Genomic DNA, 24,988 nt, shown 5'->3' with positions numbered 1-24,988 from the left:
CTGGATCCGGCATGAACGGAACCAGTGCAGGCGCCTTCCAGCGCAGCTCCCTCACCTTCCGCCCCCAGCTCGCCCGCAACCGCTGGAACGCCGTCTTCACCGGTCTGGCGGGGCTGGCCACTGCCACTGCGGTGCTCCCCCTGGTTCTGGTGCTCGTCTATGTGCTGATCAAGGGCGGCTCCCTGATCAGCTTCTCGCTGCTCACCCAGCTGCCTCCCGCACCGGGCCTGGAGGGTGGCGGAATTGGCAACGCCATCGTCGGCACCCTGCTCGTCACCGCCATTGCCGCTCTGATCGCGATCCCGGTGGGCGTCGGGGGTGGCATCTACCTGGCTGAATACTCCAGCAATGGGTCCTTCGCCAGCTTCGTGCGTTTCGGCACGAACGTTCTGGCTGGTGTGCCCTCGATCATCTGCGGTGTCTTTGTCTACGGCCTGATCGTCAGCACCCGCATCTTCTTCGGCCAAAGCTACAGCGCCATGGCCGGCGGCATCGCGCTCGCCGTGCTGATGATACCCACCGTCATCAAGACCACCGACGAGGGCCTCAAGCTGGTGCCCCAGGACCTGCGCCTCGGAGCCCTGGGCGTGGGCGCCACCAAGATGGTCACCATCACCCAGATCACCCTGCCGGCGGCCTTCTCGCCCATCGCCACCGGCATCATGCTCGGCATTGCCCGCGCCGCCGGCGAAACGGCTCCGCTGATCTTCACCGCGCTGTTCTCACCCTTCTGGCCGGAGGGGGTGTTCAACCCCATCGCCACGATGTCGGTGTTGATCTACAACTTCGCGATCATGCCGTACCAGGCCCAGATCTCCCTGGCCTGGGCCGCTTCCTTTGTGCTCGTGCTGATGATCCTGGCTGCCAACATCCTGGCCCGCTGGCTCAGCCATCTTGCCCGCGCCTGACACCCGCACCGCACTCGCCATGACCTCCTACTCCCCCAGCTCCACCGCCTCCACCACCAACCAGTCGGACATCTGCCTTTCGCTGGAGAACGTGGGCATCAGCTACGGCTCCAACGAGGCCGTGCGCAATGTCTTCATGGACATTCCCAGGGGCCAGGTGACCGCTTTCATCGGGCCCTCGGGTTGCGGCAAGAGCACCGTGCTGCGCGCCCTCAACCGCATGAACGACCTGATCGAGGGCTGCACCCTCAAGGGGCGTGTGCTCTTCGATGGCCAGGATCTCTACGCCCGCAACGTGGATCCGGTGGAGGTGCGCCGCCGCATCGGCATGGTGTTCCAGAAGCCCAACCCATTCCCCAAGAGCATCTACGAGAACATCGCCTTCGGTGCACGCATCAATGGCTACAAGGGCGATATGGACGAACTGGTGGAGCGGTCCCTGCGCAAGGCCGCCATCTGGGATGAAACCAAGGACAAGCTCAAGGAGAGTGGCTGTGCCCTCAGCGGCGGCCAGCAGCAGCGACTCTGCATCGCCCGCACCGTGGCTGTGGAACCGGAAGTGATCCTGATGGATGAACCCTGCTCGGCCCTCGATCCGATCAGCACCCTCAAGATCGAGGAGATGATGCACGAGCTCAAGAAGAGCTACACCATCGTGATCGTCACCCACAACATGCAGCAGGCCGTTCGCGTCAGCGACATGACCGGCTTCTTCAACGTCCAGTCGAAGGCCGATGTCGAGGGCAAGGTGGGTTGCCTTGAGGAGTTTGCGCCCACCGAACAGATCTTCAATGCACCCAGCCAGCAGGCCACCCAGGACTATGTCTCTGGACGCTTCGGCTGACGGCGGGGACTAGGAGCCATGAGCACCCCACAGACCCACGGGGAAGAGCCAGGTAGCTCAACAGAGGGGATCCATTCACCGATGGAATCCTTCAGCTCATACCACGGCAGCCAGTGGAGCCCAAACCGGCTGGCCTTCCATCAGAACCTGGAGCAATTTGCGGAGCGCGTCGGCCTGATTGTGGGCCTTCAGGGCAATGGCAAGATCAGCCAGGACGATGCCTACAGGCAGATCAGAGACCTGCTCGCTGAACTGAAGAGCAGTCGCAAACAGCTCCTGAAATAGATCACGGGCTGATCTTGATTCCTGCTTCGCAGTCAGCGCTTTTGGCGGGTACTGGTCCAATCGACAAACCAACCCCGGCGCCATAGCCAGGAGGCCTGAACCATAGCGATCAGGGCCATCACCAACAGACAGGCTGGGTAGCCATAGGTCCACTGCAACTCGGGCATGAATTCAAAGTTCATGCCATAGATGCCAGCCAGGAAGGTCAGGGGCGCAAAGATCGTCGAGACGATCGTGAGCGTCTTCATGATCTGATTCATGCGATTGCCAGTGCTGGCCACGTGGGCTTCCGTCACCGAGTCGCACTGGTGACGCAACATCTCGCAGGTATCGAAGAGATGGGCCACGGTCTGGGTCATGTCCCTGAATCCCTTCAGGCCCTCCGGGCCTAGGATTGGCTGGTTCTGGCGCAGAAACACCATCAACTGGTTGCGTAGCGGCCAGAGCTGGCGACGGATCTCCCGCAGATTGCTGCGCAACTGAAAGGCCCGACTGAGCAGCTTGGGGCTGGGATCGCGCAGGGCGGCCTCCTCCAGATCATCGAGCCGATTGGCCATCTGCTCCAGCATCGGCAACAGCGGATCCAGCAGGCTGTCCACCATGTAATGCAGCAGATCATCCAGATCCTCTGCACCTGGCGGGGGCGTCTTGGTCTGCAGCCACTGGATCAGGGGGGCAAAGGGCTGCGGAGAGGGACTCTCCTCAACCGAGATCAACACATGCGGCAGCAACACCATGCCAACCTGATCGCTTACGAGCACCGTAGGATCGCGGGAAAAACTCAGGCGATGCATCACAACGGTGACGACATCGCCAAACGAGTCCATCCGGGTGACTTGGGGCACATCGAGGAGCAGGGGATGAAACACCTCCGGAACCCCGAGGATGGTGAGAGCATCCCGGATGGCATGGGGTTGCGCCAGGCCAGAGATGCGCAGCCATAGGGGGCGGCCCGATTGGCAATGCTCCCGCAGGGCCGAAGCCCGGGCCAGGGGTATCACCTGCACCCCAGCCGGGTCAAGATCAATCACGCAGAATTCAGTCTTCGCCCGCCCACCGGCTACGTAGAGCGCCGTGGGCATGGTGCCGGGACGTTCTTCCAGGCGACGCGATTCAAGTGATCCTGGAGTGGGCCGCAGCTGCCGCAGATCGGGGATCACCGAAATCCTGAATCGGCCAACAGATTCATCCTAGCTCTGGCCTCAGGATCATCATCCTGAACGACCGAGAGGACCGCGATTCCTGGTCTGTGAGGTGAGGGGACCGTTCACAGGGAGCTTCAGGCTCGCGGCGGCATCGCTAAGCTCACCCAAACATCCAGTCCCGATGAGCCACCCGTTGCACCCCCAGGGTGGTGATGCTCCCACACCTCCTGAAGTCAGGTCCACTACGGGAGTCCACGCACCCCTGGAGGGTTTCAGCAGCTACCGCGGCGCGGACTGGTCTCCCCAGAAGCTGGCTTTTCACCAGAATCTGGAGCAATTTGCCGATCGGATCGGCCTGATCGTGGCGCTCCAGGCTGGTGGCAAGCTCCAGCAGGATGATGCCTACGCGGAGATCCGCAGCCTATGGAAGCAACTGGATGCCAGCCGCGAGCATCTGCTGGATTCCGAGGGCTGAGGGTCGGGTACCCCGCTCCAGCTCCGGCTCGCCCGTAGCGATGGCCTCCATCACCCGATGGCGCAGCGGCTGAACGCTGGCCCCGATCGCCTCGGCGGCAGCGGCGGAAGCCTGGCTCGCCGCCAGCCAGTGATCCTTCGCCAAGCTTTGGGGCAGCTCGCTCACCAGGCCCAGGAGCTCCTGGCGCAGATCCGCCAGGGCCGGATCGCTGCGCACGGTGCGGGCCCGATCCGGTTCCTCCTCCAGCCGTTCATGCAGGCGCTGCAGATGGTCCAGGCCGTGCAACAGGTGCAGCAGGCGCCGGCCCTCAGGGGCCTCCAGTTTCTCCACGTGGATCTGATCGAGATAGAGCTCAACCCGGTCGAGTTCTCCTTGCAGTCCATCGAGGCCCGTGGGCCGCGGCGGCACCAGCCCCGGCTCTGCCCCCAGCGACCAGCCCAGATGCACCACCAGATCCCCGAAGGTCTGGCGCAGGGCCTCGGCGGCCGGCTCGAGGGCTTGGTCCGGTTGCGGGGGAGGAATGGCGTCAAGGTCGTCGACCTCGCGCTCCTGGGAGGCGCGCACCAGCTGGCGGATCAGAGCGGCGAACGGCCCCGTTAGGGGCAACAGCAAGGCCAGGCCCAGCAGGTTGAAGCCGCTCTGGAACAGCGTGAGGGCAAAGGCCGGTTCCAGCTGGCTGGCCGGCAGCGACGGCGCCGCAAGCAGCTGCAGATAAGGGGGCAGGAGCACAAAGGCCAGGCCCGCGGTCACCACGGTGAACAGCAGGTGCGCCATGGCGGTGCGGCGGGCGCTCAGGCCCGAGCCGATGGCAGCGATCTGGGCCGTGATGCTGGAGCCCATGTCCATGCCGATCACCAGGGCGCAGGCCTGGCCCAGGTTGAGGGCGCCCGCCGAGAGGGCCGTGGGGCTGGCTGTGACCCCCGCTCCGGAGGAATGGGTGATCAAGGTGGTGATGAAGCCCAGGGCCAGCAACTGCAGCCGCCCCGTGGAGGTGGCAGTGTCGAAGTGGCCGGGCTCGAGCAGCAGACCCCGACTGACCATCGCCACATGAAGGCTTGCCAGGCCTAGGAACAGCAGCTTCAGGCCTGCCCCCAGCAGCAGCAGCGGCAGCATCAGCTGGCTCAGTTGCAGCCGGATTCCCACCAGGGCCACAAGCCAGCCCAGGCTGGTGCTGTCCACATTCGCCCCCATCACCAGCCCCAGGGAGGCGGGGAAGCTGATCAGCCCCGCGGCCACGAATCCCACCGTGGCCACCATCACCGCCGTGGACGACTGCAGCAGCGCCGTGGCACAGGCGCCGGTGAGGGCACCCGAGAGGGGGGAACGGGTGAAGCTGAGCAGCAGCCGGCGCAGCTGCTGGCCCGCCAGGCTGCGCAGGCCCTCTCTGAGCAGGGCGAGGCCCAGCAGGAACAGGCGGAGCCCGCCGAGGGCATTGAGCAGGGCGCTGCCTTGGTCCAGTGGGCTCACCCCATCCCTGCACCCTGTCTAGACAAGCTGACGCCGTTCAGACGGGTGCATGGACTAACGACAAACAGCAGGTGAAGCATTTCACCCATGACAACCGTCAGATCAGATCGGTGATCTGGTAGATCAGGTCGATCTGACCTCCCTCCACCAGGTAGCCGCTCCCGTTGAGGTTTCCGCCGCTGAGGCTGTGGGCCTGAACGGTGGAGATGAAGAAGCTGCCAGGAGGGGCACTGTAGATCGACGACACATCGATGATGCCCGAAGATTCCCAGTTTCCGACACCGTTCGTGGAGGCCTCTGTGACCACACCCGGCTGGCTCTGGCCGTAGGCTGTGGGCACCGCCGTACGGTCGATCTGCACCCAGCGTTGACCTGGGACACCTGTGACTGGATCAATTGGACCCGCTGGGTTTAGCTTCCAGATCGAGGCCTCCTGGGTTCCGAAGTTGCCGTTCAGAGTATCGAGACCTCCACCGTTTGCCCTGTCCTCCTGTAGATAGAGAAAGCCATCGGAACTCCAGGTGAGGTTGTCGGGGTTGCGCAGGCCTGTGGTGGGATCGGCAAAACGATCTGCATCATAGATTAACCGCAAGCTTGTGATGCCGTTTGTTGCAAGGCTGCCGTCGGTGGCAAACGCATTGGCAAAGCTCAGGGTGTAGACGTTGCCATAGAGATCACCGCTGCTGAAATCTTTGGTGCCGGTGGACACGAAGGCGGCCTGCTGGCCATTGAGCGGGTTAACCTCCCCATCTTCGATGCGACTCAACTGGAGAGCGCCCAGATCAGTGGCTAGGGTGCGGATCTCGGCGTCGCTGAGATCGGCGTAGCTGGACTTGCCCAGTGGTTTTTCGATCTTCACCCAGCGACCCACCAGAGGCGTGCCGAGGGCCAAGCCCTTGAGATCGTCGGAATCAGGGCCAGGGGTGGTATCGACGCCAGTCTCTGCCAGGTCGGTGGGAACGAAGGTGTAAAGGGCACCATTCGCCTCCGCCAATCCGTTGCGCTCGAGGAAGCCGCCCGCCGTCTTCTGGCCGACCCAGAGCCTCAGGGGTGCCTTGGCATCGTCGAACAGAAGCACGGCCACTGTGTTCGCATTGCCGGTGTCGATCACTGTGGCCGACTCCCAGGTACCCTTGCCGAAGGCATTCACCTGGTAGAGGTCACTGTTGGCCGTGTCGAGGGCATAGAAGGCGCCCCCACCGCCACCGAAGACCTCCTCGCCCACAAGGAAGGTGCGATCTGCCAGACCCCGACCTGCTCCAAAGCTTTTAGCCTCCACAAGATTGGCGGAGCAAAAGCGATCGAAACCGTTGGGGTCGTTGCCGATCACCTTGTCGTAGGCAAGGCCGCCGCTGAGGATGCGCGACTGGAAGCCATTGGAGGCCTTGTCATCACTATCGATATCGACGATGAACCGGCTGATGCGGGCACCGTTGACAGAGGGGTTCAGGCCTTGCGCTGTATAGGCATAGCCAGCACTTGAACCCAGTTCGTGGTTCACCAGCAGGGTGTAGGTGCCGTCTCCGTTGGCATAGGCGCCCTGGCCATCAAAGATTCCCGGTGGCACATAGACGCTGCCTGGCTCGGTGCCGTTGGTGAACTCGCCGTTGGTGATCAGGCTGGTGATCTTGAGCTCGGGTCCGCCGACTACGTCCTTGAGTTGGGTGGCAGTAAACGTGCCGGCTTCGGCCACCGGCGGTGCGGCGATCAGAGCGCCTAGATCCAGGAAATTCAGGGTGTTCGAAACCTCATTGGACACCACCAGCAGATCCCGCTTGGTGGGACTGTCCTTGGCATCGACCACCAGCAGGCCCTCAGGCGACACGCTGCCCGCCAGCACGGTGCTGGTGACGAAGCGGGCCTCCTCCGGCTTGGTGATGTCGAACACGGCCAGCAGGCTGCTGGTGCTGCGTTCGGTGCTGACGATCGCGTAGGTGCGCCCGTTCAGTTCCTTCACCACCACGCCTTCGGGCTCAACGCCCTTGTCATCACTGCGGGTGTCGTCATACACGCCGGCGGCGATGGCGATGGTCTGCAGGGTGTTGCCGCTGTCCCACACGAGAGCGCCTGTCTTGGCATCAAAGATGCTGACGCTGCGGCTGCCGAAGGCGGTGAAGGGAGCGGTGGTGTCGTCGGAGAGGGTCTTGAGGCGTCCACTCAGTCCGGTGTTGCGGCGCGACTCATCGAGGTAGGTGCCGTAGTCGCGGCCATCGCCTTCGTTGGCGGTGATGAAGTACTGCTTGCCCTTGGTGCTGAAGGCGGACACCCCATCCGGCATCCGCAGACCCGCCACGTTGTTGCCGAGGACGGGCTTGATCAGGGTTGTGTCGCTGGGGCCGTCGCGGTCGGTGATGTCAACGAGCTGGGTATTGAAATCGACGCTACCAAGCGCAAAGATCTTCTCAATGGTGTTGGTTTTGAGGTTAACCTTGGCGACACCGTTGTTTTCCTGCAGGGTGACGTAGGCATAGTTCCCCAGGATTGAGATGTACTCCGGCTCGATGTCAGTGGCCTGGGTGGTGCCCGCCGGGCCGGAGATTCGAATGCCGCTGGGGAGCGTAAGCCCGGCGAAATCACGGTCGGTGTAGGTGAACTTCTCCTTGCCTTCCTTGCCCTTGATGTCAATGAAGCCGATACTGCCGGGCCGATCAATCGCGTAATCCTTGATGGGCTCACCTTCGTTGGCGATCACCAGCTTGTTGCCGTCATCGCTGAAGGCGATGCTGTCGGGCAGGTAGCCCACCTCCACGTCCTTTACCAGGGTGAGGGTGCCGCTCTTGTCGAGCCGGTAGAAGCGCACCAGCCCCTTGCCCGCGTTGGTTGCATAGTCGATGGGGGAGAGGGCAACCGCCACCAGGTCGTTGTAGGTGGCCACCGACTGGCTGTTGTATCCCCCGAGGGACATGCGCTGCAGCACACCGGGTGCCGAGGGATTGGTGGCATCGGTCACCTGCAGGGTGGTGCCGCCGCCGGAGGAGAGGATGAACAGCTTGCCGCCCACCTTCACGTAGGCGGAGATCTCCGTCTGGAACTGCTCGCTGGGCGAGGTGCCTGGGGTGGGAGGCGTCGGCGAGAGGTCAAGGCTGGAGAGCAGGGGAGGGGCCGGTGCCGGGGTCTTGCCGCGTCGACCCCGCTCTTCGTCCCGGTCATCGCTGAGGATCGGGGAGAGGGACCTGGACGAGGGGTTCGTGGGCACGGCCGAAGACGTCTTGGGATCAACGAAACCCTCCGGCATCTACCTCCCCCCCGTCGTTAAGGAAAGGCCAGCACCTGGTTAAGCCAAGGTCGAGCTGTGGCCCTTGTCACCGGTGCCTGTATCCCTGGTGCCATGGCCCGCCGTCCCAGGCTCTGGCCTGTCTCCCATCCGACCGGCGGCTGGTCGTCTCCAGCACCGCCGGCGTCGGTTCGCATCCCCTGGAATGGAGTTCTCAGGCCCTTGGTCATGGCTCTCCCGTCCGGTGATCGTCTGGCGTCGATCGGCAGCTGCCTGGCGATTCAAGCCACGATTCTTCTGCTGGGCTCCTGGCTGGTGTCGCTGCATCCCGAGCTGCGCCAACCCCTCGACAGCCAACTGCGCCTGCCATCAAGACCGAGCAGCTGAAGCTGCGATCCCGCCGATTCCGTGGCGACGGCGACTGGAAGCTGAGCGGTCCTGGGTCCGTCGTCTGTCCTAGACCGAGGAGATGGTCGGAATCACCCCCGGCCCCCGAGACATTCCCTCCCTTCGGCTGTGACGCGAGAGCGACGATGACCGCCATCCCCGGACTCAGCAGTGGGGCCTACGCGGCCGACTTGGTGCAGCAGCACCTGCATCGCATCGTGGAGCTGCAGACCCCGGTGCTGGAGGACACGGATCCAGAACCCCTGCACCAGCTCCGGGTGCGGTTCCGCCGGCTGCGGGCCACCCTGGCCCAGTTCGCGCCGGCCCTGCAGCTGCCTGAGACGGTGACGGGCCAGCGGCTGGCGAAGTTCGGTCGCAGCCTGGGGCTGGCCCGCGATCTCGATGTGCTGCGGGGCCGGCTGGAGGGGGAGCTGCTGCCACTCCTCACGCCCCGCGAGCTCTCCAACCTCAAACGGGTGCAGAAGCAACTGAAGCGGGAGCGGCGGCTGGCCTTCGAAGGCCTGGTTGAAACGTTGAGGAGCAAGCGGTACCTGCAGCTGATCGCCGCGCTACAGGGCTGGCTCAAGCAGCCCCTCTGCACGGCCCTCGGTGAGGAGCCGGTGCTCTCGTGGCTGCCGGAGTGGAAGTCCGCTGCCCTGACGGGCCTGATGCTCCATCCGGGCTGGCGCTGCCGCGGCTATGGCGCTGCGGGCGATCACGAAGCCCTGCACGACCTGCGCAAGCGCATCAAGGCCGCCCGCTACGCCCTCACCAACCTGGAGGAGCTGGAGGGCGCATTGCTCAGTTCCTGGATCGAGCGCTTCAAGGCCATCCAGGAGCAACTGGGGGAGTTCAACGACCTGCTGGTGCTGCAGCGCGCCCTGGAGGACCAGGTGGAGGGGGATCTGGATCGGCTACTGCCCACGCTCTGCAGCCTGATCCTGGAGAAGCGTGCCCAGACCTGGAGCCTGTGGCAGGCCTCCTCGACGGCCATGCTCGATCCCCAGACCCAGGAGCAGTTTCGCCAGATGCAGCTGGGCTCGGGGCCTGACCAGCCGTCAAGTGCAGTCGCTACCGAAGGCCCGCCGGGCTGATACCGGGGAACTGACGGGTGAGTCGATAGCATCCGCGCGGCCAGAGCCGTTCTCTCCCGCCTGGAGCCATGTCCCTGTTGAAGGCCTGCGGGCCTGTGGCCATTCCCCTGGCTCTGCTGTCGCTGGCGGTGTTCACCATCGCCTTTGAGCGGGTGTCCTTCTGGTGGCGCTGGTGGCGGCCGCCGGCCCGCCAACGCGACAGCCTGCGGCGGGAGCTGGCGGGCACCGTGAACCTGCTGGCGGCCCGGTTGCTGCTTGAGCGGCGTCAACGCTCCATGGCCTTCGGTGAGCCAGTGCTCCAGGCCGCCGTTCTGCTAGCACCGCTGCTGGGCCTGGTGGGCACCGTGCTCGGGCTGATGGGCGTGCTGCGGGAGCTGGGGCCCCAGCTGTTGCTGCCCCCCGCCAATCCGCTGGTGGGCTATGCGGATGTCCTGGCCAGCACGGTCGTGGGCCTGGAGCTGGCCCTGGCGGCCCTGGCGCTGCTCCTGCTCAACCAGGGCCTGCGGCGCTGGCAGCGCGACCTGCTCGACCTGGAGCTGCGACAGCGCGAGGTCATCCCGTGAGCGGAATGCTCGCCCTGGTGATGCCCGCCACTGCCACCACTCTGGTGGTGCTCACCGCCACGGCCAGTCTGCCGGCGCTCCTGGTGGGCCCTCTGGAGCCGCGGGTTCGGGCAAACCAGCCAGCGGTCCGCGCCGAGACCCTGTTGATCGTGCGCAGTGCCCTCGGAGCCTGGTACGTCAATGGCAGTCCCCTGAGTGAGACCGCCCTGGGCGAGCGCCTGAGCCGCCAACGGCTGCGCCTGGCCCAGGCCGGGTCCCAGGGCCCATCCGTGCGGCTGCGCTATCTGCCCTCGCCTGCCCTCGGCAGTGGGGAAGTGAGCCGCAGCTTGGCCTGGCTGCAGCGCCAGAGCGGCCGCCCGGTGCAGCTGCAACTGGCGGGGGGCGGATGAGGTCCTGGTGGCTGCCATCCCTGGGCTACGGCCTGCTGGGCACGGCCCTGGCCGGCTTCGGCCTGGCCTTGCTGCTGCTGCCCCAGCGGCTGGCCCAGCGCCCCATGGCCCAGGGTCTGCTGACCCTGCACGTGGGCCCTGGCGGGGTGCTGCGCATGTGGAACCAGCCCGTGTCGCGCCCGGAGCTGGTGGCAATGCTGCGCCAGGCGCGACAGCGCCGACCCGACCTGCACCTACGCCTGCTCCCCGACCCAGCCACCCCCTGGGGTGAGGTGCTGGGCCTGCTCCACCAGCTCGACGACGGAGGCCTCTCCCTTGAACTCCAGCTTCCCCAGGGTTGATCCCAGCCACTGGCAACGCCGCTGGCGCCAGTTTCTGGCCCATCCGCTCGGTCTGGCCTTCCTGCTGGCCCTGGGCCTCAATGCCCTGCTGCTGTTGATTGCCGCCCTGACCCCAGCGAGTCGGCCCACGGGCAGCGCGGCCCGCTCCGACCAGGCCGCGTCCCAGGCGGTGGATGACGCCCCCCAGCTGCTGAGACTGGGGCGCCGCCTTCAGGCCGCCCAGGCCCGGCTTGACGCCCAGGCCGGCACGGTGACGGGTGGATTGCAGCCCCTGAGCGTCGCGTCGCTGGCGGCCCTCGATGCCCTGCCGCCGCCGCCCCCCGAACTGCTGCCGGAGCCCGGCAAACCCCGTGCGGAGAAGGGCAAGCCGGCTGCCACCCCAACGCCCAAGCCCGCGGCAGGGGCTGCGGGCAGCCCCGCCCAGACTCCGGATGGGGATGCGGACCTGCCGGCCCAGCCCGCCGAGGTGCTGGAGCTGGCCCGTGGCTGGATCCCCGGGGCCAGAGACGGTGCCTTCGACGGCTTCAGCGAGCCTGCCCAGGCCGTGCGCCGGCGCCTGCTGTGGCCCGATGCTCCCCTGGGCCAGAAGCTCCAGGCCCTCTGGCGCCGGGCCCGGCCAGCAAGCTCCCCCTTCGGGGAACTCGGCGCAGGCACGGAGGTGCGGCGCCTGGCCGCTGGATCCATCGCCGAGACGGGTCTCGCCCAGTTCCAGGGGCTGACCCTGGTGGAGCGCGACGCGCTACTGCTGCTCTGGCGCGATGGCGATGCCGTGTGGCTGATCCGTAGCCCCCTCAAGGAGAGCTCCCAGGAGGGCACCAGCACCGCCAGCTGACGACCGGAGCGGATCAGCTGGCGGCTCGGGGAGCGGCGGGGCCGCCGTCGCCGGAGTCATCGCGCCGCAGGCCCAGCCGACTCGCGATCCGCTCGGCCTGCACATAGAACACCGGGGTGATGTAGAGGGTCACCGCTTGGGAGAGCAGCAGGCCCCCCAGTACCACCAGGCCCAGGGGCCGCCGCGCCTCAGCGCCCGCCCCAAGGCCAAGGGCGATGGGCAGTGTGCCCACGACCGAGGACAGGGTCGTCATCATGATCGGGCGAAAGCGGCTGATCGAGGCCTTGTGGATCGCCTCGCCGATGTCGAAGCCCTGGCGCCGGTACTGGATCGCGGCATCAATCATCATGATGCCGTTCTTCTTCACCAGGCCGATCAGCAGCACCAGCCCGATCACGCTGTAGATGTTCAGCTCTGAGCCGAACACCAGCAGCGCCGCAAGGCCGCCCACCGCCGCCGAGGGCAGGCTGGTGAGAATCGTGAGCGGATGGATGGCGTCCTCGTAGAGGATGCCGAGCACCAGATACACCACCAGAACCGCCGCCAGGACCAGGCCGCCGATGCCTTGGAGCGAATCCTCGAACACCTTGGCCGTGCCTTGGAAGGACCCGGAGGTGCCCTCCGGCAGGGTCTCGGCCGCCAACTCGCGGATGCGCCGGTTGGCGTCGTCGAGCGACACGCCGGGCTGCAGGTTGAACGAGTAGGTGACCGAGGGCAGCAGGCCCGTGTGCTGGATCGATACCGGGGCGACGCCCCGCTCCAGGCTGGCGATCGTGCCCAGGGGAATCAACTGGCCGGAGCCGTTGCGGATCGTCAGCCGGTCAAGATCGGCGGGATCGCTCTGGGCGCTGGCCTTCACGCCGGCAATCACGGCGTATTGGCCATCGGATTTGTAGATCGTCGAGACCTGGTTTTCCCCGTAGGCATTTCGCAGGGTGCCCTGCAGGGAGGCCGCATCCACCCCGAGTGCGGCGGCACGGTCCTTGTCGATCCGGATCTCCAGCTGGGGGTTGTTGGGCAGCAGGTCGCTGTTCACGTCCGTCAGGCCTGGCAGGGCCCGCAGGCGCCGCTCGAAGTCCGGGGCCTGAGCCAGCAGGGCCGTCTCGTCGATCGCCTGGATCGTGAACTGGTATTTAGCGCGGCTTTGACCCACCCCCAGGTTGAGGGCGGGCGGCATGCGCACGAAGGCTCGCAGCCCCGGGATGCCGTTCACCGTGCGGCGCAGCTCACCACTTAAGGTCTCGGCGTCGATGGAACGCTCGCTGCGAGGCTTGAGCTTGACGAACAGGCGGCCGCTGTTGGCGGAGGCATTCGGCCCGCCGGCGCCGATGGTGCTGTTCACCCCGGCGATGGCCGGGTGGGCCTGGAGTTTTGTGGCGAGCCGGGTCTGCAACTCGGCCATCTCCTGGAAGCTGACGCCCTCGGCGGCCTGGGTGTTGACCGTCAGTTGGCCAGTGTCCACGTCCGGGATGAAGCCCTTGGGCACCACGGCCAGCAGCACCAGGGTCAGCAGCACCAGCCCCAGCGAGAGGACCTGTACGGGGTTGGGCCGGGCCAGGGCCCGGCGCAGTGTGCGGTCGTAGAAGGCGGTGAGCCGTTTGAACCCGCGGTCGAAACTCTGCAGCAGCACATGGCCTCGTAGCTGGTCGCCGGGGGGAGGCAGCAGCCTGGCCGCCAGCATCGGCGTTAGCGTGAGGGCCACAACGCTGGAGAAGAGCACCGCCACGCTCAGGGTCACGGCGAACTCGCGGAATAGGCGCCCGATCAGCCCGCCCATGAACAGCACCGGGATGAACACGGCCACCAGGGCCACGGTGGTGGAAATCACCGTTGTGCCGATCTCCTCGGCGCCACGCACCGCCGCCTGCCAGCGCCCTTCTCCCTGCTCCTGGCGCTGCACGATCGCCTCAACCATCACGATGGCGTCGTCCACCACGAAGCCCACACTCAGGGTGAGCGCCATCAACGACACGTTATCGAGCGAGTAGCCCAGCAGCGCCATCACCCCGAAGGTGGCCACCAGCGAGATCACGATCGCCAGGGACGGCAGGGCTGTCACCACCCCCGTGCCGAGGAACAGGGCCACCACCCCCACCACCAGCAGGATCGTTGCCACCAGGGTGATCTGCACGTCGTGGATCGCCTCACGGATCGCCTCGGATCGATCAAACAGCACGTCGATGCGGATGGCCCCGGGCACCTGCTGGCGCAGCTCCGGCAGCAGGTTCTGGATGGCCTCGGTGATCGCCACGGTGTTGCTGCCCGGCTGGCGCTGCACCGCCAGCACGATCGAGCGGCTGCCGTTGTACCAGCTGGCGAGGCGCTCGTTGGCCACACTGTCGTTTACTTCGGCCACATCTCCGAGCCGAACCGGCGAGCCGTTGCGGTAGGCCACCACCAGCTGGCGGTAGCCCGCAGCATCGCTGAGGCGCGTGTCGTCGTCGACGCTGTAGGTACGCTCGCGGCCGTAGAGGTTGCCGGTGGGCACGTTGGAGTTGCCGCCGCGGATGGCGCCGGCCACCTGGTCGATGCCGATGCCCTTGGCGGTAAGTGCCTGGGGATCCACCCGGATCCTCACCGCGTACTTCTGGGCGCCGAACACCTGCACCTGTGATACGCCATCGAGCATCGACAGGCGCTGGGCCAGCTGCACCTCCGCCACCCGGGTTACCTCCGAGAGCTTGAGCACATCGGAGCTCAGCACCAGGTAGAAGATCGGCTGCTCGGACGGGTTCACCTTGCGCACCGAGGGGGCGCTGGGCATGTCCGGGGGCAGCAGGCGTGAGGCCTGGCTGATCGCCGTCTGCACGTCCTGGGCGGCGACGTCGATGTCGCGGTTGAGGTTGAACTGCAAGCTGATCTGAGTGCTGCCCTGGCTGCTGCTGGAGGTCATCGCGCTCAGGCCAGCGACGCTGGTGAATTGCTGCTCCAGGGGCGTGGCCACGGCGCTCGCCATGGTCTGGGGATTGGCTCCCGGCAGGGAGGCGTTCACCTGCAGGGTGGGGAAGTCGATGCTGGGCAGGTCGCTGATTGGCAGCTGTAAGTAGCCAACCAGGCCAAACAGCACTAGCGCCACCATCAACAGAATGGTGGTGACCGGGCGGCGGATGAACCCAACGGAGAGCTTCATGGCTGGCGCGACCCCTCGGGCCCGCGAGACGACCGTTGACCCGACTCGCCGGAGCCGCTTCCACCAGCTGACCGGGTGGTGATGCGGGCGCCGGGGCCGAGGGCGAACTGGCCGCGGGTCACCACCTGCTCACCGGGAGCCAGGCCGCGCCGCACCACCACCAGGCCGCCGTTGGCGGGGCCAAGCTCCAGGTTGCGGGCCTCCACGGCGCGGCCGCGTCTAGACGCGGAGCTGGAGCCGGCGGCGGCTGGTACGGTCCCGGGCGCATCGCTCCGGGCGGGGGCGGCCACGTACACAAAGCTGCCCTTCTGGCCGCTCTGCACGGCGACCTGGGGAATCAGCGTCACGCCGCTGAGCCGCTCCAGCTGCAGCGCCCCCTTCACGAACTGCCCTGGCACCAGGCGGAGAGCCGTGTTGCTGAAGGAGGCCTTGATCGGCGTGGTGCCGGTGCTGGGATCCACGGCGTTGTCGATGGCGCTGACGCTGCCCTGGGCGCCATCCTCCAGCCGCACCGGGAGCCCCCGTCGCACCTGGCCCAGCAAGCGTTGGGGCAGGGCGAAGACCACGTCGATCGGACGGAACTGGTTCACCACCAGCAGTGGCTGGACGTTGCCCTCCTGCAGCAGGTTGCCGGGCGTGACCCGCAGCTGGCCGGTGCGGCCGCTGATCGGGGAGCGCACGATTGTGCGGTCGTAGCGGAGGCGGGCGGCGGCCTCGGCGGCCTGGGCGGCGGCCAGGTCGGCGCGGGCACTCACCACCTCGCTGTCGCGGCTGATGGCCTCAGCCTGCAGCGAGTCCGCGTCGCTGCGGAACTGGTCCTCCTGGTCGCGGCTGACGGCGCCCTGGCTGCCGAGCCGGGAGTAGCGATCGGCCCGCAGCCGCGCCGTGCGGGCCAGGGTGTGGGCGCTGCGGGCCTTGGCGGCGGCCACCTGCACGGCTGCGGCGGCCTTGCGGCTGTTGGCGATGGCCTGGTTCAGGGCCGCCAGGAAGGGGGCCCGATCGAGGCCGAGCAGGGCCTGCCCCGCCGTCACCTCCTGGCCTTCGCGGAAGTAGACCCGCTCGATGATGCCGCTCACCTCCGGTCGGATCTGGGCCGAGGCCACGGCCCGCACCTCGCCGGTGATCGGATAGGTGACGGTGATCGCTCCCACCCGGGCGGTGGCCAGTTCCACCGGCACGGGCGGCCGCTGGCGAGGGGCCTCCTGGCGGGGCCACAGAACCCGCACCAGGACCACTGCAGCGACGACCCCCGCGGCGGCGGCCGCCATCTGTCGCGAACGGGAGAGACCTTTCACCGCGGACCTGTCACCGCGAAACCATAGACAGATCGCCAGGCCCGACCGCTGTGAGTTCGATCACGCCAGCCGGTGATCCAATCGCCGCCCCAGCGGCCGGCCCGATGGTCTCAGCTGCCGCTGCAGCCCTGCACCGAGATGCGGTAGCTGAAGCCCAGGGCCCCGGGATCGTCGCTGGCGCCGATCTTGAAGTTGGCCTGGCTGGTCTGCTTGCCGGGGATGGCAGGGAAGGGTCCGAACATGCGCCCCGTGCCGAGCGGCGGGCTCATGGTCTCGTTGAACACTTGCAGATTGCTGCCGTCGCTGAACTTGAGATAGCCGGTGACGGGGTACTGGGCACTACCGCTGGAGGAGTTGGCCGTGAAGAAGAACTTGTAGCTGTCGTAGGGCCGATCCACGATGAAATCGGTGTTCCAGTTGGTCCGGCCGATCAGCTTGCCCCTCCCCACCTGCTTGGAGACGATCGGTGTGGTGCCGTTGCCGCCGATGGGCTGAAGGAATGTGCACAGGGGGGCAGCCTGGGCAGGCGCGCCACCGGCGAAGCACGAAGCCATCAGTGCCGTGGCCGCCAGCAGGGGTCCCGCAACCAGGCGAGCGGGGAACCGGGGGGACGGCGCGACGAGGCGGTGACAGGACATGGCAGGCCGTAGGAAAACGGCGCCAGATTAGGGGGCACCTGCCGGTCAGATCCGCTCGTCGCGCAGGGGACACTCCATCAAGGTCGGCACCTGCAGCCGCTCCAGCACCCGTTGCAGATCCACCGGCGAGAGCTCGCCGTCACTGCCCCATTTGAGGCTGGTGCTGACGCGGTCGTCAGCCGGACCGGAGCCGGCAGCGGGGAACTGGCTCATGCGGATGCGCCTGTGCTGGTTCCCACACTAGATCGCCGCTAGGCGGCATGGCCGTGGTACGCAATCAGGCCGCCTGCAGCTCGGGCTCCCGATAGGGGATGAAGTTGGCCTTGCGGGTGCCGCAGATTGGACAGATCCAGCTGTCGGGGATGGCCTCGAAGGCGGTGCCCGGAGCAATGCCGGAATCGGGGTCACCCACGGCCGGGTCGTAGATCATCGAGCAGACCTTGCAGATCCACTTGCCGGCCACCGGCTCGGCGGCCTCGCTGGCTACCCCCTTGCCCTGCAGGGCCTCCAGGGCCACGCCGTAGCGCTCGGCGTGGTGCTGTTCGATCGGGGCCAGCAGGCCGAAGTTCTTGGCAGCGGTGCGGAACACGCCGGCGTGTTCCCTGGATTCGTCGATCTGCTCGTTGAATTCAGCCTCGGCGCCGCCGTCGCGATCACTGCGGGCCTGGGCGGCGAACTCCGGGTACATGGTGGTGTACTCATAGGTTTCACCCTCGATGGCCAGCTCCAGGCAGCGGCTGAGGATCGCCTGCTTCTCGGCCCCGCTGAGGCTTGCGGGATCTCCGATCACCAGCTCGGGGTGGAGCAGGCGGAAGTGGGCGAAGGCGTGCTCGGTCTCCTGGGCGGCGGTGTCGCGGAACAGCTTGGCGAGTTCGGGGTTACCGAGCTGCTTGGCCACGTCGGCGAAGAAGAGGTATTTGCGGTTGGCCATGCTCTCGCCGCCGAAGGCGGCCTCGAGGTTGGCGTGGGTGCTGGGCTTGGAGAGGTCCATGGGCGTCCTCAGGCGGGGTGGATGGCGCCAGCCTAGCAGCTAAGTCGGAGTGAGTATGAGTTAGCCGGTCTCGGGTGCGGTGGCCTCCGCCACCTGCTGGCCCCAGGCATGCAGTCCCTCCAGCACGGGAATCAGCTCACGGCCTAGAGCTGTGAGCCCGTACTCCACCCGCGGTGGCACTTCCGGATACGCGGTGCGCTGCACCACCCCGTTGGCCTCCAGCTCCCTGAGCTGGGCCGTGAGCACCTTCTGACTCACCCCCGGCAGGGCCCGCTGCAGGGCCGAGAAGCGCTGGACCCCCTCCATCAGCTCCCGCAACACCAGAAGCTTCCAACGGCCCTGGATCACCCGCAGGGCCAGCTCGGCCTTGCAGTTGGTGTGGTCGTGGCTGGCGCTGAAACCCGTCGGCTCATCCATGGGTTACCCGCCGGTGCCTCGGCCACGTTTCGGTGCGTTCTTGCGCCGGCGCCGGGGGAGGTCGGAGCATCGGCTGATCCTTCACGCACCCCATCCTGGCGCCGCTGCCGATGAGCAATGTCTCCGATCCCTTTGCCCTCGGCCTGGACGCCGGTACCCACATCCTCAGCGCCTGCGGCCTGGGCAAGAACGGCCAGTTCTGCGAAGGCAGCCACACCAAGCTCACCGCCGCCAGCACACCCGACACCACCACAGCCAGCCAGGCCAAGCGAGCCTGGTGGAAGTTCTGGGGCTGACCCGCTCCAGTCTCGTCGCCTTCCGTTCCCCATGACCGACTTGTTCACCCCCCTGCGCCTCGGCGACCTGGAGCTGCCGAACCGCATCTGGATGGCGCCCCTGACCCGCTGCCGGGCTGAGCCAGGGCACGTGCCTGGCGCCCTGATCGCCCAGCACTATGCCCAGCGGGCCGGCGCCGGCCTGATCGTGGCCGAAGCCACGATGGTGAGCGAGGGCAACTCCGCCTTCTGGCACGAGCCCGGCATCTACAGCCAGGCTCAGGTGGAGGGATGGCGCCTCAGCACCGAGGCGGTGCACCGGGCCGGGGGCCGGATCGTGCTGCAGCTGTGGCATGGCGGCCGCGCCTGCCATCCGCTGCTCAACGGGGGGCACCAGCCGGTGGCCCCCAGTGCCCTGGTCATCAACGGTGACACGGTGCGCACCCCCGAGGGCAAGCAGCCTTACGTGGTTCCCCGGCCCCTCGAGGATGATGAGATCCCGGGCATCGTCGAGGGGTTCCGGCTGGCGGCGCGCAACGCCATCGCCGCTGGCTTCGATGGCGTGGAGGTGCACGGCGCTAACGGCTACCTGCTGGATCAGTTCCTGCGGGATGGCACCAACCAGCGCAGTGGGGCCTATGGCGGCTCGCTCGACAACAGGGCGCGGCTGTTATTGGAGGTTCTCGAGGCGGTGGCCCAGGAAACCCCGCTGATGGGGCTGCGCCTCTCCCCCCTCAACGGCTTCAACGACATCCGCGACAGCGATCCGATCGGTCTGGCCAGCTGGCTGGCGCAGCGACTCAACGACCTGCCGCTGGATTACCTGCACGTGATCCGGGCCGATTTCACCGGGGTCCAGCAGGGCGATCTGCTCACCCCGATCCGCGAGCGCTTCGGTGGCGTGCTGGTGGCCAACGCCGGCTATGGGGTTGAGGAGGCCCAGGCAGCGATCTCCTCAGGCGCCGTGGATGCCGTGGCCTTCGGCACCCCCTTCATCGCCAACCCCGATCTACCGGAACGCATCCGCCGCGGCGCGGCGCTGGCCCAGGCCAACCCAGACACCTTCTACAGCCCCGGCCCCGTGGGCTACACCGACTACCCCCGCCTCGAGTTCCAGCCATGAGCATCCCCCCAACCCCCGATCTGCTGGTGATCGCCGCCAGCAATGGCGAGAATCTGGCCCTGGCCCAGCGCTTCGCGGCCGCTGCCAGGGATCAGGACCACACCGCCGAGGTGCTCGACCTCACGGCCGTGGACCTGCCCCTGTTCACCCCGCAGGCCCAGGCCGCCGGAACGCCGCAGGAGCTTGTGGGGCTGCAGGCCCGGCTGGCCGCATCGCCCCGCTGGGTGATCTGCGCCCCGGAATACAACGGTTCGATTCCGCCCGTGCTCACCAGTGCCATTGCCTGGCTCTCGGTGCAGGGCGACGACTTCAGGGCCCTGTTCAACGGCAGGCCCGTGGTGATCGCCACCCATTCCGGAGGGGGCGGTCACACCGTGCTGACGGCCTTGCGCCTGCAGCTCGCCCACCTCGGGGCCCATGTGGTGGGCCGCCAGCTGGTGAGCAACAGCGCCCATCCCGCCAAGGACGACTCCATCGCCGATCTGGTGCGCCGCCTGCACCACCTGTCCCTTCCTGTGGCCTGAAACCGATGTCCACCACGCAATCCACGGGCCCGCGCGCCACGGACACCCTGGTGTTCCGCCCCGCCGCCGAGCGCTTCCACAGCCAGCTCGACTGGCTCGACAGCTGGCACTCCTTCTCGTTTTCCTCCCATTACGACCCCGCCTGGATGGGCTTCGGCCCCCTGCGGGTGATCAACGACGACACCATCGCTGCCGGCAAGGGCTTTGGCATGCACCCCCACCGCGACATGGAGATCATCACGGTGATGGTGGAGGGCCAGCTCAATCACCGTGATTCGATGGGCCACGCCGAGGTGCTGCGGGCCGGCGAGGTGCAGCGCATGAGTGCCGGCACCGGTGTGGTCCACAGCGAGGTGAACGGCGGCGAGCGGCCCTGCCGGCTGCTGCAGATCTGGATCGAACCCAGCGAGGCCGGCATCGCCCCTGCCTACGAGCAGAAACCCTTCGAGATCGGGGCCGGCTGGACGCCGCTGCTGGGTCCCGAGCGGGCCGACGGGGCCATGGCGATCCACCGCCGTGTGCGGCTGTGGCGAGCCAAGCCCGGCGCCGCCGACCAGCTGCCGATCGCGCTGGCGGCTGGCAGCCAGGGCTGGATTCAGGTGATCGATGGCAGCGGCACCATCGAGCTGGCGGGCGGTCAGCCGCCGGCAGCCCTGGTGGGCGGCGACGGCCTGGGCTTCGAGCCAGCTGCCCTGACGGGCTTCACGGCCGGCGCGGCCGGTGCCGACCTGCTCCTGTTCGAGCTGCACTGAGGGCCATGGGGGCGACTTGCAGATGTTGTGAAGGTCACCCTGGCAGGGTGCGATCGGGGCCAGGGTGAAGCGGATCGTCCATCCGCTGCCCGCGCCCCGGGCGCGTCCCCCTTGCCCGCCGCCGCGCCTCCATCCCCCGCCGATCCAGGCCGGGTCTACCGGCTGGTGGATGCGAGCGGCCAGCCCCATCCCATCCTTGATGACCTGTTTGAGTCGATCGAGGCGGCCTGGGATGCCGCTCTGGAGTGGTGCCAGGCCCAGGGCCTGGTGCCCGCCGAGGCGGCACCGCTGGACCAGAGCCTGGTGCTGGGCGCCCACTTCGGCATGGAGGTGAGCACCCGCCGCGGCGAGTGGCGCACCCTGCGCCACGCAGGACTGCCGGCGATCGCCTCCCCGGCCCGGCCCCTGGCCCTGCCCCATGGTTAGGTCGCAGCTCGGCCCCGTCCTCGGCTTCCATTGCCTGGCCAAGCTGGGGCTCATCGTCAATGTGCTGGCCCTGCCTGGCCTGCTGGCGTGGATCCTCTGGGATGGTCCCCTGCGGGTGGCCACCGTGGCCGTAGGGCTGGCGGCGGTGCTGCCGGCCTTGGTGTTGGGAGTCGTCGCCAATCTGGCCCTGCTGGACGGGCGGGGCTGGGGCCGGGTGCTGAACCTGGTGGGTCTGGGCCTGGGGCTGGCGGTGAGCCTGGGCTACGGGATCGTTTGGCTGGCGCTGGTGCCGGCAGGCCGGGCTGCGGTGGCACCCGGTCTCGGCCTGCTCTGGCTGCTCCAGATCCTGAGCCTGGTGGCCTGGAGCCTGCCACCGGCCGGCGACTGGTTGGTGAAACGGCAGCCACGGTGACAGTTGGAATCACGGCCAGCGCGGGAGGGTGAAGCGATCCCGACTGTTATGGCCGCCATGGCCCTCACGCTTCGATCGCCCCGGCGCTACCGGCTGGTGGACCAGCAGGGCGCTCCCCACCCCGTGCTCGATGGCCTCTACGACTCGCTGGAGAGCGCCTGGGGCGAAGCCCAGAGCTGGTGGCAGGGCCAGCTGGGCCCGAGCGCTGATCCTCCAGGCAACGGCGCGGCCATGGCCATCGGCGTGGAGGTGAGCACCACCAGCGGCGACTGGCGCACCCTGCGCCATCCGGGTGCCTGAGCTCTCAGAGCCAGCTACGGCACCCGATTTCAGTAACAGTTGCTACCAAGCACTGCCCCCTCCGGGGCTTTGCATGCCTTCACACCTCCCTGATCCCCCATGCCCAGTTCCGAGCGTTTCGCGGCCCTTCAGTCCATCCAGCGGCGCAAGCCCACGGCTGTCGAGCCGACGCCGGCCCTCGAGAAGATCTGGGCCAGTGACGTCTTCACCCTGGGCAAGATGAAGGCCGCCCTGCCTAAGGATGCCTTCAAGTCGATCCAGCGCACCATCCGCGAGGGCGGCAAGCTGGATGCCTCCGTGGCCGACGTTGTGGCCCAGGCGATGAAGGAGTGGGCCACCAGTCGGGGCGCCCTCTACTACGCCCACGTCTTCTACCCGCTCACGAACCTCACCGCCGAGAAGCACGACGGCTTCATCGCCCCCCAGAGCGACGGCTCCGCAATCACCGAATTCACCGGCAAGCTGCTGGTGCAGGGCGAGCCGGATGGCTCCTCCTTCCCCAACGGCGGCATCCGCTCCACCTTCGAGGCCCGCGGCTACACCGCCTGGGATGTGACCAGCCCGGCCTTCCTGATGCCGACGCCCAACGGGCTGACGCTGTGCATCCCCACGGTGTTCGTGTCGTGGACCGGCGAGGCCCTCGACAAGAAGACCCCGCTGCTGCGCTCCAACGCCGCCATGAACCAGCAGGCCCAGCGCCTGCTCAAGCTGCTCGGCAACAAGGAGATCGCCCCGGTCAACTCCAGCTGCGGCGCCGAACAGGAATACTTCCTGGTCGATAACGCCTATCTGGGCCTGCGCCCCGACCTGCTGCTGGCGGGCCGCACCCTGTTCGGTGCCCCGCCAGCCAAGGGCCAGCAGTTCGACGACCACTACTTCGGTGCCATCCCCGAGCGGGTGCAGGTGTTCATGCAGGACGTGGAGCACCAGCTCTACCGCCTGGGCGTGCCCGCCAAGACCCGCCACAACGAAGTGGCCCCCGGCCAGTTTGAGATTGCGCCGGTCTATGAGGCCGCCAACGTGGCCACCGACCACCAGCAGCTGATCATGACCGTGCTCAAGAGCACGGCTAAAAAGCATGGCTTCACCTGCCTGCTGCACGAGAAGCCCTTCGCCGGGGTCAACGGCTCCGGTAAGCACGTCAACTGGTCGATCGGCAGTTCCAGCCATGGCAACCTGCTGGACCCGGGCCACACCCCCCACGACAACATGCAGTTCCTGCTGTTCTGCGGGGCCGTGATCCGGGGGGTGCACAAGTACGGCTCGCTGCTGCGCTCGGTGGTGGCCACCGCTGGCAACGATCACCGCCTGGGTGCCAACGAGGCGCCCCCGGCGATCATCTCGATCTACCTCGGCAGCCAGCTGGAAGACGTCTACAACCAGATCCGCGACGGCGAGCTCAAGGGTTCTGCCAGCGGCGGCGTGATGCAGCTGGGCGTCGACACCCTGCCGGAATTCCCCAAGGATCCCGGCGATCGCAACCGCACCTCCCCCTTCGCCTTCACCGGGAATCGCTTCGAGTTCCGCGCCGTGGGCTCGGGTCAGTCTGTGGCGGGGCCGCTGGTGGCGATGAACACCATCCTGGCGGACTCGCTCAGCTGGGTGGCGGATCAGCTGGAAGCCCGGCTCGGAGGTGGCGAACCGATCGAGTCGGCGGCCTTCGCCGTGCTCAAGCAGATCACCCAGGAGCATGGTGCCGTGATCTTCGGCGGCGACGGCTACTCCAGCGAGTGGCACGAGAAAGCCGTACGCGAACGCGGCCTGGAGAACCTGCGCACCAGCGCCGATGCCCTGCCGGTGCTGCGCCGCCCCGAGGTGCGTGACCTGTTCGCCCGCCACGGCGTGCTCAGCCCGGTGGAACTGGAGAGCCGCTACGAGGTGTACGCCGAGCAGTACGTCCTGGCGATCGAGGTGGAGGCCAAGCTGTCCCTGCGCATCGCCCGCACCCAGGTGTACCCCGCCGTGACCGCCTACCTCGGCGATCTGGCCGGCTCCCTGCAGGAGCAGGAGGCCATCGGCCTCTCGCCCTCGCGGGCCATTGCCCAGGAGATTGCCGGTTTCGCCCAGCAGCTGCTCGACAAGACGGCTGCCCTGGAGGCAGCCCTCGGCTCGGCTCCCCACGGCAGCGAGGCCCACATGGCCCACTGCGCCAACACCCTGCTGCCGCTGATGGGCGAGCTGCGGGCAGCGGTGGATGGGCTGGAGTCCCTCGTTGACGACAACGCCTGGCCCCTGCCCACCTACCAGGAGATGCTCTTCATCCGCTGAGGTCGCCGTGCTGGGGGCCGGCATGGGGCCCCCAGCACCAGAAAACCCCGGCGTGCGCCGGGGCTGGGGTGTGAGGAATGGTGCGTCCGTTCTGGAGGTGATCCGTTCTGGATGCCCATTGCAGCCGGCCTGGATCAGCGGGGGCACTGGTGGCCGCGCCCCGACCTCGGCTGTGTTTCCGGTCTAATCAGGGGGGTGGTGCGTGCGGGCACCACCCTTCGCGTTTCTTAGCAACCCCTCAGGCCCGGGTGTCGGACTGGCGACGGCTACGCACCCAGAGGATCAGGGCCATGACGGCGAGAGCCAGCACACCAATCATCGAGATCCCCCCGGCGTAGGGCTCGCGTTTGGCGCTCGGTCGAGCTCCATGGCGAGCCAGCCCAGCCCAGCGGTCCCCTAGGAGGCTGCTGAAAAACCAACCGATCCGCGGGAGAATGGCCCAACGGCACTGAACGGATGCGCGGCCAGCAGGAGCGGACCGGTCCCCTGTTCT

27 protein-coding genes are annotated in these 24,988 nt (G+C 67.3%); 18 read left to right on the top strand and 9 right to left on the bottom strand.

All coding sequences use genetic code 11. The features are described from left to right. The first annotated feature begins 11 nt into the window (after positions 1-11). The 3 genes from pstA to CJZ98_RS12725 are packed head-to-tail and all read left to right on the top strand — an operon-like array spanning position 12 to position 2,037. Positions 12-908 carry a phosphate ABC transporter permease PstA gene (gene pstA, locus CJZ98_RS12735; protein WP_094591513.1) on the top strand — a complete coding sequence of 299 codons (897 nt, stop codon included), beginning with the start codon at positions 12-14 and terminating at the stop codon, positions 906-908. A 19-nt stretch (positions 909-927) separates the two neighbouring features. Next, a complete protein-coding gene (gene pstB, locus CJZ98_RS12730) occupies positions 928-1,752 on the top strand; it encodes a phosphate ABC transporter ATP-binding protein PstB (RefSeq protein ID WP_094591512.1) in 825 nt (274 codons plus the stop codon). Positions 1,753-1,770: 18 nt separating this feature from the next. Further along, the gene (locus tag CJZ98_RS12725; RefSeq protein ID WP_232756458.1) at positions 1,771-2,037 is read left to right on the top strand and encodes a DUF7219 family protein; all 267 of its coding nucleotides are present in this window, start codon (positions 1,771-1,773) and stop codon (positions 2,035-2,037) included. Positions 2,038-2,069: 32 nt separating this feature from the next. On the opposite strand, the gene corA is transcribed toward CJZ98_RS12725, so the two are convergent. Next, a complete protein-coding gene (corA, locus tag CJZ98_RS12720) occupies positions 2,070-3,119 on the bottom strand; it encodes a magnesium/cobalt transporter CorA (protein WP_094591518.1) in 1,050 nt (349 codons plus the stop codon). A 244-nt stretch (positions 3,120-3,363) separates the two neighbouring features. On the opposite strand from corA, the gene CJZ98_RS12715 reads away from it, so the two are divergent. After that, complete coding sequence (locus CJZ98_RS12715; protein ID WP_232756457.1) at positions 3,364-3,657, top strand: DUF7219 family protein; 294 nt, start codon at positions 3,364-3,366, stop codon at positions 3,655-3,657. Here the strand turns inward: CJZ98_RS12715 and CJZ98_RS12710 are convergent. Together CJZ98_RS12710 and CJZ98_RS12705 are read right to left on the bottom strand one after the other, a co-directional pair. Further along, positions 3,604-5,124, bottom strand: coding sequence for a Na/Pi symporter (locus tag CJZ98_RS12710; RefSeq protein WP_094591510.1), 1,521 nt, complete (start codon positions 5,122-5,124; stop codon positions 3,604-3,606). The genes CJZ98_RS12715 and CJZ98_RS12710 overlap by 54 nt on opposite strands. A 97-nt stretch (positions 5,125-5,221) precedes the next feature. Further along, on the bottom strand, positions 5,222-8,320 hold the full coding sequence (locus CJZ98_RS12705) for a choice-of-anchor I family protein (RefSeq protein ID WP_157910979.1): 3,099 nt from the start codon (positions 8,318-8,320) through the stop codon (positions 5,222-5,224). Between the two features lie 246 nt (positions 8,321-8,566). On the opposite strand from CJZ98_RS12705, the gene CJZ98_RS18370 reads away from it, so the two are divergent. From CJZ98_RS18370 to CJZ98_RS12680, 6 genes are all read left to right on the top strand, one after another. After that, positions 8,567-8,725, top strand: coding sequence for a hypothetical protein (locus tag CJZ98_RS18370; protein WP_157910978.1), 159 nt, complete (start codon positions 8,567-8,569; stop codon positions 8,723-8,725). A 146-nt stretch (positions 8,726-8,871) separates the two neighbouring features. Continuing rightward, on the top strand, positions 8,872-9,819 hold the full coding sequence (locus tag CJZ98_RS12700; protein WP_094591508.1) for a CHAD domain-containing protein: 948 nt from the start codon (positions 8,872-8,874) through the stop codon (positions 9,817-9,819). A gap of 68 nt (positions 9,820-9,887) precedes the next feature. After that, entirely contained in the window at positions 9,888-10,382 is a 495-nt protein-coding gene (locus CJZ98_RS12695) for a MotA/TolQ/ExbB proton channel family protein (protein WP_094591507.1), read from the top strand. Beyond that, the gene (locus CJZ98_RS12690) at positions 10,379-10,771 is read left to right on the top strand and encodes an ExbD/TolR family protein (protein ID WP_157910977.1); all 393 of its coding nucleotides are present in this window, start codon (positions 10,379-10,381) and stop codon (positions 10,769-10,771) included. The genes CJZ98_RS12695 and CJZ98_RS12690 overlap by 4 nt, the downstream gene beginning before the upstream one ends. After that, positions 10,768-11,112 (top strand): hypothetical protein, encoded by a 345-nt coding sequence (locus tag CJZ98_RS12685; protein ID WP_094591505.1) that lies wholly within the window; start codon positions 10,768-10,770, stop codon positions 11,110-11,112. Before CJZ98_RS12690 ends, CJZ98_RS12685 begins: the two co-directional genes overlap by 4 nt. Continuing rightward, a complete protein-coding gene (locus CJZ98_RS12680; RefSeq protein WP_094591504.1) occupies positions 11,087-11,944 on the top strand; it encodes a hypothetical protein in 858 nt (285 codons plus the stop codon). The genes CJZ98_RS12685 and CJZ98_RS12680 overlap by 26 nt, the downstream gene beginning before the upstream one ends. 13 nt (positions 11,945-11,957) lie before the next feature. Here CJZ98_RS12680 and CJZ98_RS12675 read toward each other — a convergent pair whose 3' ends face one another. The 6 genes from CJZ98_RS12675 to CJZ98_RS12655 form a co-directional block, all read right to left on the bottom strand. Then, a complete protein-coding gene (locus tag CJZ98_RS12675; RefSeq protein WP_094591503.1) occupies positions 11,958-15,074 on the bottom strand; it encodes an efflux RND transporter permease subunit in 3,117 nt (1,038 codons plus the stop codon). Then, positions 15,071-16,369 (bottom strand): efflux RND transporter periplasmic adaptor subunit, encoded by a 1,299-nt coding sequence (locus CJZ98_RS12670; RefSeq protein WP_198537772.1) that lies wholly within the window; start codon positions 16,367-16,369, stop codon positions 15,071-15,073. Before CJZ98_RS12670 ends, CJZ98_RS12675 begins: the two co-directional genes overlap by 4 nt. A gap of 110 nt (positions 16,370-16,479) precedes the next feature. Then, complete coding sequence (locus CJZ98_RS12665; RefSeq protein ID WP_094591501.1) at positions 16,480-17,007, bottom strand: hypothetical protein; 528 nt, start codon at positions 17,005-17,007, stop codon at positions 16,480-16,482. Between the two features lie 45 nt (positions 17,008-17,052). Beyond that, positions 17,053-17,220: a hypothetical protein gene (locus CJZ98_RS18855; protein WP_198537770.1), complete on the bottom strand. Its 168-nt coding sequence runs from the start codon at positions 17,218-17,220 to the stop codon at positions 17,053-17,055. Positions 17,221-17,284: 64 nt separating this feature from the next. Next, positions 17,285-17,998, bottom strand: coding sequence for a rubrerythrin family protein (locus tag CJZ98_RS12660; RefSeq protein ID WP_094591500.1), 714 nt, complete (start codon positions 17,996-17,998; stop codon positions 17,285-17,287). Positions 17,999-18,058: 60 nt separating this feature from the next. Next, the gene (locus CJZ98_RS12655; RefSeq protein WP_094591499.1) at positions 18,059-18,415 is read right to left on the bottom strand and encodes a winged helix-turn-helix transcriptional regulator; all 357 of its coding nucleotides are present in this window, start codon (positions 18,413-18,415) and stop codon (positions 18,059-18,061) included. Positions 18,416-18,525: 110 nt separating this feature from the next. Here CJZ98_RS12655 and CJZ98_RS12650 point away from each other — a divergent pair, with 110 nt between their 5' ends. The 8 genes from CJZ98_RS12650 to CJZ98_RS12615 all read left to right on the top strand — a co-directional run bounded on the left by CJZ98_RS12650 (position 18,526) and on the right by CJZ98_RS12615 (position 24,495). Further along, positions 18,526-18,711 carry a hypothetical protein gene (locus CJZ98_RS12650; protein WP_094591498.1) on the top strand — a complete coding sequence of 62 codons (186 nt, stop codon included), beginning with the start codon at positions 18,526-18,528 and terminating at the stop codon, positions 18,709-18,711. 31 nt (positions 18,712-18,742) lie between these two features. Next, the gene (locus CJZ98_RS12645) at positions 18,743-19,813 is read left to right on the top strand and encodes an alkene reductase (protein ID WP_094591497.1); all 1,071 of its coding nucleotides are present in this window, start codon (positions 18,743-18,745) and stop codon (positions 19,811-19,813) included. Next, the gene (locus CJZ98_RS12640; RefSeq protein ID WP_094591496.1) at positions 19,810-20,337 is read left to right on the top strand and encodes an NADPH-dependent FMN reductase; all 528 of its coding nucleotides are present in this window, start codon (positions 19,810-19,812) and stop codon (positions 20,335-20,337) included. The genes CJZ98_RS12645 and CJZ98_RS12640 overlap by 4 nt, the downstream gene beginning before the upstream one ends. Positions 20,338-20,342: 5 nt before the next feature. Continuing rightward, on the top strand, positions 20,343-21,089 hold the full coding sequence (locus CJZ98_RS12635) for a pirin family protein (protein WP_094591495.1): 747 nt from the start codon (positions 20,343-20,345) through the stop codon (positions 21,087-21,089). 111 nt (positions 21,090-21,200) lie between these two features. Beyond that, the gene (locus CJZ98_RS12630) at positions 21,201-21,515 is read left to right on the top strand and encodes a hypothetical protein (protein ID WP_094591494.1); all 315 of its coding nucleotides are present in this window, start codon (positions 21,201-21,203) and stop codon (positions 21,513-21,515) included. Next, complete coding sequence (locus CJZ98_RS12625) at positions 21,508-21,927, top strand: hypothetical protein (protein WP_094591493.1); 420 nt, start codon at positions 21,508-21,510, stop codon at positions 21,925-21,927. The genes CJZ98_RS12630 and CJZ98_RS12625 overlap by 8 nt, the downstream gene beginning before the upstream one ends. A 57-nt stretch (positions 21,928-21,984) precedes the next feature. Next, on the top strand, positions 21,985-22,227 hold the full coding sequence (locus CJZ98_RS12620; RefSeq protein WP_094591516.1) for a hypothetical protein: 243 nt from the start codon (positions 21,985-21,987) through the stop codon (positions 22,225-22,227). A gap of 99 nt (positions 22,228-22,326) precedes the next feature. Continuing rightward, on the top strand, positions 22,327-24,495 hold the full coding sequence (locus tag CJZ98_RS12615; RefSeq protein WP_094591492.1) for a glutamine synthetase III family protein: 2,169 nt from the start codon (positions 22,327-22,329) through the stop codon (positions 24,493-24,495). Positions 24,496-24,988 lie beyond the last annotated feature (493 nt).

The sequence above is a fragment of the Vulcanococcus limneticus LL genome (assembly GCF_002252705.1).
Taxonomy (GTDB): domain Bacteria; phylum Cyanobacteriota; class Cyanobacteriia; order PCC-6307; family Cyanobiaceae; genus Vulcanococcus; species Vulcanococcus limneticus.
The sequence above is the reverse complement of the archived record's forward strand: the minus strand, read 5'-3'. Positions and strand labels throughout refer to the sequence as shown.